The organism is Comamonas composti DSM 21721 (assembly GCF_000429845.1).
GTDB lineage: Bacteria > Pseudomonadota > Gammaproteobacteria > Burkholderiales > Burkholderiaceae_C > Comamonas > Comamonas composti.
Genome location: NZ_AUCQ01000052.1, coordinates 1 through 4,136, shown reverse-complemented (window position 1 = coordinate 4,136; position 4,136 = coordinate 1). Strand labels below are relative to the sequence as shown.

Here is a 4,136-nt window from a genome sequence, read left to right as displayed (position 1 = left end):
GAGCGCGGAATACAAGGCCTGGGGTGAGGCCAAGGTGCAGGCGCTGTGGGCCGCAGGGAGAGCTGGTGCAAGTTCAGCCCAGCAGGTGCGCAATCACTTGCGGTTTCAGGGGCAGTATTTTGATGAAGAGACCGGGCTGCATTACAACCGCTTCCGGTATTACGATCCGCATTGTGGGCGGTTTGTGAGTCGGGATCCGATTGGGCTGGCTGGAGGCATTAATTTTCATCGATATGCCCCGAATCCGACTGGATGGGTTGATCCTTTAGGTCTTAAGACGTGCCCATGTGACTGTGATCAAATTCTTGCAGCAGAGGGAGTTAAAACTGGTCGCCATGGCGATCTGCGAAAGATTGGTGGACTCCAAGATTCGCACCATATTTATCAAGATGCGGCCATGAAAAATATTTCTGGATATCATTATGATGATGCACCAGCAATCAGCATACAAGGAAGAAATAAAGATGGTACAACTCGAGGAACACCGCATCATGCGGCAAATCGAGCGCAGGATGCATCATCTAAAGCAGGGTTATTAGGAAGTGAAACAGTGGTTGCTTATAATTCTCTGAAAGCAGCAGGTCTGAGTTCAGCGGCAGCTAAGTGCTTAACTTTGCAGGCACGAACGTATTTCAAAGGTATCGGTGCTCACGCGGGTACATCAACAACGACTCCAAAAAGGAGAAAATAAAATGGCTGATAAAGAGAAGATATATAAAATTATATATGAATTTGTTCGAGCATTGAAGAACAAAGAAGAAGTAGTATTAATTAATGAATTTAATTTATCAAAAAATGTGATGGAAGAAATTTTTGAAGTACTTGGAGAGTATTTTCCAGATGGATATGAAAATATAAGTATTGCACCTGAAGATTTAGCTTTTACTAAAAATGGTCGTCGAATGAATATAGACATATTTCAAATGATCGATCCTGAAAGATTGGGGGGGGAGTGTGTCTTATGGAATAATGAGCGACCTGATGAGCCAATTCTTCATTTTGAGCTAAAGAGAAATGTAGATGGTTTTATTTTTGAATATAAATATATCGGTTCATGACTGTTAAAGTTTGAAATATCAAATACGTCATTGTTTGCACTTCTCCGCGGCGAGCAGGAATATTTTGAGTGGGATGCGCACAGCAATCTGCTCGCCCACACCCAGGCCGATGGCGCCACCATCCACTACGAATACGACGAGCAAGACCACCTCATTGGCATTGCCGACGGCGAGGGCCAGCACTGGAAACGGGTCTACACCGGAGCCCTGCTGACTGAAGAAACCGACCCGCTTGGCCATACCACCCAGTACGCCTACAACAAGGCCGGCCTGCCCACGCAAATCACCGATGCCAAGGGCGGTGTCAAACAGCTGGCCTATAACAGCGCAGGGCAGCTGACGGCCTATACCGACTGCTCGGGCCAGACCAGCCAGTGGCAGTACGACGCGCTGGGCCAGCTCATTGCCAGCCAGGACGCCGCAGGCCACAGCACCCGCTACGCCTACGACAAGGGCCAGCTAAGCCAGATCACCGCCCCGACGGCAGCCAGCAGCATCTCAGCTACGACGCCGAAGGCCGGCTGCTGGAACACCGTGACGCCCTGGGACGGCTGACCGAGCGCAAGACCGGCTTGCTCCAACCCGTGCAAGAGAAGGATGCCGCAGACAATCTTTACACCGCACAACGCGTAGAGCCAAGCAACATCAGCACAGACAGCTATGCTTATGATGGCAACGGCCAGCTGGTGCAGGCCGGCAACCAGCACATCCAGCTGCAATGGATGGGATCAGCAATCCCGAAGACTACATTCATCGGCAGATCGCTCAGATTCCAAATGCCGAACACGTCGACGTGCATAAGGGTGGATGGAATAACGACTGGAATACTTGGTATCAGCAAAACCCCAATTTCACCCGCAAGGATCTTGAGAAGAAAACGAAAAACATGATGAAGGACTACAATATTCCAAAGTCCTCACGAAACTTCGCTGGACGTTATGGGTCAGGGTGCTAAAGGAGATCTCGATGGTTGCTCGTCAAAAGTTTCAAAAGGCATTAATGCTTCTCGATAGGGGCGCAGTAGATCGCGGAGAGGTTATTTTACGCGAGGTTGTGACGGAGTCCGAATCTGACGGCGATGTAATAGCACTGGTACAAGGCCTGGTTTGCCTCGGCGACCTTTTGCACGAATTGGGCAGGCCGTCGGAAGCTCGACCTTTCTTGGAGCGCGCGTTGCAAGAAAAGCGTGATGATGATTTGCTGGCACAAGAGTTCGAGAGAGCTAAAGAACTGTTGAGCAAAATCAGTTGCTCATGAAATCAAATTTCGTGCAAATCAATCTCAATTACTTACGCCGACTTTATGATTTTTTGTTCGGTATGACGGATGAAGCATTGGAGGACTTCGATATCAATTCCATTGATCGAAGGAAATTGCTTTTAAAGGAAATGGAAGCTACCTTTGCTAGATTTTGGCCGATTTCCAGAAGTAATATCGTCGATGGTCTAGAGTTTATTTTGAGTGATGTAAATAACAACGAACTCTGGTGAAAAGCAATTCCTCACGATCTGCCAATCAACCAAGTTGATGATAGGAGAAAATATTTGGAAGATATTATTTTTTCTCTAATTCAAAAAAACCTTGCTCTATTGAACGGGATGATGTCTCATTGATTGATGAAATCGGTTCAAATGGATTAGATTATCTGAAATGATTTTCAATTTCGCCGTTGGGCCCTGGATGATTACACCCACTCCTTTCCATGCTGCGAAGAGGCGAGCAGGAGTATTTTGAGTCGGATGAATATTACATCTTGTTGATATGCGCCTTGGCCGGTGGTAGTGCCCACTGCATCGCCACCACCCGGCCCGATGGCCAGCACGTCCAGTGGCTGAACTATGGATCGGGCCATATCCACGGCCTGCTGCTCAATGGCGAAGAGCAAATCGCCTACGAGCGAGATGCCCTGCACCGCGAGGTGCAACGCCACCAGGCCAACCAGCTGCAGCACAGCCAGCAATGGGATGCGCTGGGCAGGCTGCAGGCCCAGACCTTGAGCAAAGCACAGCCTGCGAGTGGAGCAGGAGCCAGCGCAATGCCCCAAGGCAACGCCGCCAGCCTGAACATCCAGCGCCAGTACCGCTATGACCAAGCCGGCCAGCTCTCGGGCATTGCCGACAGCCGCCGGGGCGCCATCCAGTACAAATACGACCCCGTGGGCCGGCTCATCGAGGCGGCCAGCCAGCTGGGCCAGGAGCTGTTTGCATTTGACCCGGCCAGCAACATCCTGGATGGCAGTAATAGAGCCACCAGCAGCAACGCCATTGCAGCCGGTGACGGCAGCAGCCGCCAGGGCCACAGCTATAACAATCTGAGCGGCCCGCGCTTGCTAAATAACCTTCTGCAGCACTATGCAGGCACGCATTACCGCTATGACGAGCGCGGCAACCTCATAGAGCGCATCCACAACGGCATCACCACCAGCTTCCAGTGGAACGGTGCCAACCAGATGGTGCAAAGCCGCCAGGGCGAACACACCACCCACTACCGCTACGACCCTTTGGGCCGGCGCATGGCCAAGGTGAGAGAAAGCGCCCTGAACCCCGGCCACAGCCAGCACACGCTCTACGGCTGGGACGGCAACCAGCTTGCCTGGGAAAGCACAGAAAACCGGCTGACGCCACAGGCCCAACAACAGCTGCGCAATCTGCGTGCAGCGGGCCGATCCACAGAATTGCCCACCCAAAGCGGCACCACGCACTACATCTTTGAGCCGGGCAGCTTTGTGCCGGTGCTGCAAGCGCACAGGGCTGCGCCCATGCATCAGCAATTGCTGCAGCGGCCCAAGGACTACGCCCAGCACTACACCGATGCCCAGGGCCAGTACAGCATCGATGCCGACCCGCTGTTCAATGGCAGCTTTAAGCCCGGCAGCAATGGCAAGAGCAGCGCAGAACTGCACAGCATCTGCCACTACCAGTGCGACCACCTGGGCACGCCCATGGAGCTGACCGATGCGCAAGGTCAGCTTGCGTGGAGCGCCGAATACAAGGCCTGGGGTGAGGCCAAGGTGCAGGCGCTGTGGGCCGCAGGGAGAGCTGGTGCAAGTTCAGCCCAGCAGGTGCGCAATCCCTTGCG

7 protein-coding genes are annotated in these 4,136 nt (G+C 52.5%); all 7 read left to right on the top strand.

Translation table 11 applies throughout. From position 1 onward, the window contains the following. Positions 1-691, top strand: a 691-nt coding sequence (locus tag G486_RS24630) for an RHS repeat-associated core domain-containing protein (RefSeq protein WP_245587357.1), incomplete at its 5' end; no start/stop codon positions are given. Position 692: 1 nt separating this feature from the next. After that, positions 693-1,058 carry a hypothetical protein gene (locus G486_RS24110; RefSeq protein ID WP_156920077.1) on the top strand — a complete coding sequence of 122 codons (366 nt, stop codon included), beginning with the start codon at positions 693-695 and terminating at the stop codon, positions 1,056-1,058. A 30-nt stretch (positions 1,059-1,088) separates the two neighbouring features. Then, the gene (locus G486_RS0116865) at positions 1,089-1,613 is read left to right on the top strand and encodes an RHS repeat protein (protein ID WP_027016585.1); all 525 of its coding nucleotides are present in this window, start codon (positions 1,089-1,091) and stop codon (positions 1,611-1,613) included. Positions 1,614-1,642: 29 nt separating this feature from the next. Further along, on the top strand, positions 1,643-1,948 hold the full coding sequence (locus tag G486_RS24810; protein WP_169728613.1) for a hypothetical protein: 306 nt from the start codon (positions 1,643-1,645) through the stop codon (positions 1,946-1,948). A 76-nt stretch (positions 1,949-2,024) separates the two neighbouring features. Beyond that, complete coding sequence (locus tag G486_RS0116855; RefSeq protein WP_027016583.1) at positions 2,025-2,315, top strand: tetratricopeptide repeat protein; 291 nt, start codon at positions 2,025-2,027, stop codon at positions 2,313-2,315. A gap of 11 nt (positions 2,316-2,326) precedes the next feature. Continuing rightward, positions 2,327-2,548, top strand: coding sequence for a hypothetical protein (locus tag G486_RS0116850; protein WP_156920076.1), 222 nt, complete (start codon positions 2,327-2,329; stop codon positions 2,546-2,548). Between the two features lie 212 nt (positions 2,549-2,760). Continuing rightward, positions 2,761-4,136, top strand: a 1,376-nt coding sequence (locus G486_RS22695; RefSeq protein ID WP_169728612.1) for an RHS domain-containing protein, incomplete at its 3' end; no start/stop codon positions are given.